This is a genomic window from Bacteroidota bacterium (assembly GCA_018831055.1).
In the GTDB taxonomy this organism is placed as follows: Bacteria; Bacteroidota; Bacteroidia; order Bacteroidales; family B18-G4; genus M55B132.
In genome coordinates, this window is the sequence record JAHJRE010000185.1 from 1 (window position 1) to 4,829 (window position 4,829).

Below are 4,829 nucleotides of genomic sequence, written 5' to 3' on the forward strand. Positions count from 1 at the left end.
AGCTTGCCGGTGCAGGTGATGATGATGAGGTAGAAATAACACTATAATCACAGGATAAGTGAAAAATGAAATTAGCTGAACACGTTGAACATATACGCGGGCTTATTGACAAGGCATACCGCAACCGGCTGGGAAGAATGGGTATAACCGAATCATCTCTCTTGTCTTTGGAAAGTATTCCTCCGGAATATCATCACGACCGCAACAGGATGAAAGACATGCGGGAGGTGTTTATTTCGGAAACCGGAACGATTGAAAATGCTTATGAGAAACTGGTGGAGGAATTAACCTTTACCCTGTTCAATCGAATGGCTGCATTAAAAGTAATGGAGGCTCATTTATTGCATCCTGAAATAATTACCCGAAGAAGCCAGCACGGTGACCGTTCCTTCGCTCATTTTGTCTGGCTGGAACAACACCCCGAAGCCCGGCAGGAAGAACAGGAAGGATTATTGCAATTTTTGGAAGATCAACTGAATCAACTTGCAACAGATATACCCCTGTTTAGTGCAAATTACCCATACCATCTTCTTCCAACACCCATTGAACTGAACACTGTTATCAATGCTTTCAATGCAGTGGAAAATGACACACAGGTAGAATCCGATATCTGGAAAAGCGACGACATCCTGGGCTGGCTGTATGAAAGTTACAACAACAAAAAAAAGAAAGAACACAAAGAACAGGGAGGCAAAACAGAATACAACAAGGTTAGCCTGCAAAGCCAGGTTTACACACCGCGCTGGGTAGTAAAATTCCTGGTGGATAACAGCCTTGGAAAGCTTTATATGGAGATGTACCCTGAATCCACAATTAAGGAAAAGTATAAGATTGCCAATGTTCCGGCCATACAAAACAGAGATCGCAAGCCACTCACAGAGATAGGAATGATCGATCCGACCACCGGCAGTGGAAATTTCCTGTTGTATAGTTTCGACCTGTTTTACGATCTCTACCTCGACCAGATAGAGAATTACGGGGCGGATTATGATGAAGAACAGATCCCGGAGCTGATCATACGGCATAACCTGCATGGGATTGACCTTGACGACCGGGCCGTGCAACTGGCCCAGCTTGGACTGTTCATTAAGGCCAAACGCAAAAAGCGTTCTGTTAAGATTGACCACTTTAACATTGTCAGTTCCGACTTTTTCCTGCCGGAATATGAAGAGGTAAAACACCTGTTTGAGAACGGAGAAAAACTAAGCGATGAACTTGAATCCATTGTAAAAGACCTCTGGGAAGATATACAGCAGGCACACCGCTTTGGCTCCCTGATCCGACTGTATGAAAAATTCCATGCACGCATGAAGGATCTTGAGGATGGTACATCCCGGCAGGGCAATCTTTTTGCTGAAGAACGCAAGGCAACCTACGGAAAGTTCCAATCCGATTTCCTGGGCACATTGCAAAAAGCAGTAGCCAACAATGCTAAAAAACAGGGGCTGACCTTTTTAAACATTAAAACCAGCGATGCCATCACCTTCCTGAAACTTCTCACCCGGAAGTTCGATGTGGCCGTGGCCAATCCACCTTATACCGACAGTGCTGACTTCGGGCCGGAGTTGAAGAAGTTTATAGACGCAAACTATAAAAATCCATACAGATTTAATACCAACCTCTACGCTTCTTTTTTCAAAAGATGCAATGAACTGACAAACGACATTAATGGATTTGTTGCATTGATCCACCCACATACATTTATGTTTATCAAATCGTTTGAGGATTTCAGAAAATTCATGATAAACAAAACCCATATTGATATCCTGGTTGATTATGGCTTAGACAGGGTTAATCTCTTCGGACCAGGAATTTTACTCGATGCTACATGGTACGTAATTAGCAAAAAAATTAATGAAACAGAAGGTGTTTACTTTAACATAACTGATAACCAACAGGAAAAACATAAACAAGCATCTTTGGAAACTGCTTACGATGATTTCCTAAACCATCGCAACAACAACCGGGTCTACACCCTCCCCCAATCCAAACTCAAGATCATAGAAGGCTGGCCGTTTATTTACTGGATCAGTGATGGGTTTAGGGAGAAGTTTAAGGGAAGAAAGTATAAGGATGTTTCAAAATCATGCATAGGTTTATCCACAAGTAATAATGAGAAATATCTAAGATATTGGTGGGAAATAGGAATTTATAATATTACAGAATCTTGGAAAATAATTGCCAAAGGAGGAAAGTATAATAAATGGTTTGGTAATCTTTGGTTAACATGCCAATGGAATTGCGGGAAATTTGCAATTAATAATAATCCAAATGCATTGTTGCGTAATCATTCCTACTACTTTAAAGAAGGTTATTTTTTTAATAGAGCTTCAACAAAAGGGACATCAAGCAAGTATTTACCAGAAGGATGTTTAATTGAAAGTTCCATCGTTACAGTTTATTCTGAACATAATCTCATATATCAATTACTATCATTTTCTAACAGTTCATTATTTTGCTATATTGCAGATTCTTTAAATGCAACAGTAAGTTTTCAAGCTGGTGATAATGAAAAAGTTCCATATGCTCAATCTAATTCAATTATTGCAAATTATATATCCACTTTGGTTAAAGAAAATATAGAAATAAAGAAAGAAATAAACACACAAAGTATCATAGAAACTAATTTTATTACTAATCCATTATTGTTTTATAAAGATAGCTATCTAAATAATCGTTTAATAGCCTACCTAAATTATGAAAATTGCCAATTAACTAAAATACTAATAAATGAGGCAATTAATGATAATTTTATTTTTAAAACATTTGAATTAAGCATTGAAGACATAGATCAGGTTGAGTCAAAAATTGGCAAACCAGTCGGAGCCCTTCCTCTGTTAAAAGAGGCAAGAGATGCCTTCCTGAAAGAAGTAGAAATTGAGAATGAGATCGTACTGGAACACATCAACAACCTGCCACTAACCACCTTTGATGAAGAAACTATTAACACCATCATTTCAGAATTTAAAACCCTGTACCAGACCAACAACGACCTGGAATCGTTTTGTGACCAGCACCATAATGAGAAACGCAAATATCCCAGTCTGAACCCCATCAATGTGTGGTACTGGTTTAAAAACAGCAAGATACTGCCCCAGGGCCGTGCCCATGAGATCACCCTGGAGTTCCTGGCCGATGCCATCCGTACCATACTTATGGAGGATGACGACGGAATCATCCCCTTAGTGGGACTACCCGGGGAACCACGCCTGCTTGACCGCCTGGAAGAGCATTGCCTGAATAAAGGATTCACCCCTGCACAGTTCCTGCAACTGGACGGATTGCTTGGCAAGCCTTTGAATGAATACATAGAACACCATTTCTTCAAAAACCTGAGCGATCATCTCAACCTCTTCATGTACCTGCCCAAAACGCCCTTTATCTGGCACCTGAGCAGTGGCCCGCAGCAAGGATTTGAGGCATACATCATCATCTACAAATGGGACCGCGACAGTCTATTCAAGCTGAAAACAAAATATCTGAGCAAACGGGCAGAGAAGCTGGAATATCATATGATTAAAATCACGGACAACGATACGGCTCAGGCTCAGAACGAAAAAGAAAAGATCCGCCTGCAACTGGAAGAGATTGCTGTGTTCACTGAAAAGATAGATGAACTGATAGCTGAAGGTTACGATCCAAAACTGGATGATGGTGTAGGTAAAAATATTGCACCATTACAGAAGAAAGGATTGCTGAGAAACGAGGTGTTGAATGAGAAACAACTGGAGAAGTATTTGAATGCGGATTGGTAGAAAATGAAAATATCAGACATCATAAAGTTACCGGAAGGAAGAAGGCTTGAGTTTAAAGAACGAATGCCTTCTTCATCTGATTTGACCAGGACAATTGTGGCGTTTGCCAATGATGCAGGTGGTGAACTTTTCATTGGAATTAAGGATGATCCCAGGGAATTAACCGGAATACCCGAAGAAGATTTGCTGAAGATTGAAGAACAGATAAGCAACATCATTCATCAGAATTGCCATCCGGTCATAGTTCCTGACATTACATTTCATGCAGATGATAGGAAACATTTTATCCGGGTGAAAATATACAGAGGAAGTAACACCCCATATTTCTTGAAGAAAAAAGGTAAACGAGAGGGTACTTACATTCGCGTGGGTTCTACTAATCGTTCGGCAGATGAAAACATCATTGAAGAATTGGAAAGGCAAAAGCGAAATGTTTCTTTTGACAGTGAACTTGTTCATAATGCGGCATTACCTGCGAATAGCTTACAAGTCTTCAGGGAATTTTACCATGAAAAATCAGGAGAGAAACTGGATGAAGTGACTCTTCAAAAGTTATTGCTTGTCAAGGATTATCAGGGTAAGACACTTCCAACCAATGCTTTAATACTATTCTCGGAAAGTTCCCTGCGCTTTGAAATATTTCCCTATGCTAAAATAGAATGTGCCCGGTTTAAAGGAATTACTCCGGATACTTTTATTGATCAAAAAACAGTTGATACAAATATTTCTTTGCAGGCTGAACATGCATACGACTTTGTTTTAAGGCATGTAAATAAAGGAGCAGAAGTAAAAGGAGTATACACAGAATCCCGCTGGGAATATCCTGTTAAAGCTATCCGGGAGGTTATTCGTAATGCTGTTGCCCATAGGGACTATTCTCTTACAGGAAAGGACATCAAGGTGGCGATTTATGATAATATGATTGAAGTTACCAGTCCCGGTAAACTCCCGCCATCCATTGATTACAATGATATGGAAGCAAGACAATCGGAGATAAGGAACAGGGTAATTGCCCCAGTTTTCAAAAAACTGGGCATCATTGATCAATGGGGCAGAGGATTAAAACTTATTGCG

At 40.0% G+C, this 4,829-nt stretch carries 2 protein-coding genes; both read left to right on the forward strand.

Going from position 1 to position 4,829, the window contains the following annotated elements; genetic code table 11:
* Positions 1-65: 65 nt before the first annotated feature.
* Positions 66-3,755, forward strand: coding sequence for an Eco57I restriction-modification methylase domain-containing protein (locus KKA81_11970; protein MBU2651644.1), 3,690 nt, complete (start codon positions 66-68; stop codon positions 3,753-3,755).
* 3 nt (positions 3,756-3,758) lie between these two features.
* A partial coding sequence (locus KKA81_11975; GenBank protein ID MBU2651645.1) for a putative DNA binding domain-containing protein occupies positions 3,759-4,829 on the forward strand: 1,071 nt, incomplete at its 3' end.

Coding starts and splice junctions, on each gene's coding strand:
- KKA81_11970 (MBU2651644.1), top strand. CDS start 66: ATGAAATTAGCTGAACACGTTGAACATATACGCGGGCTTATTGACAAG.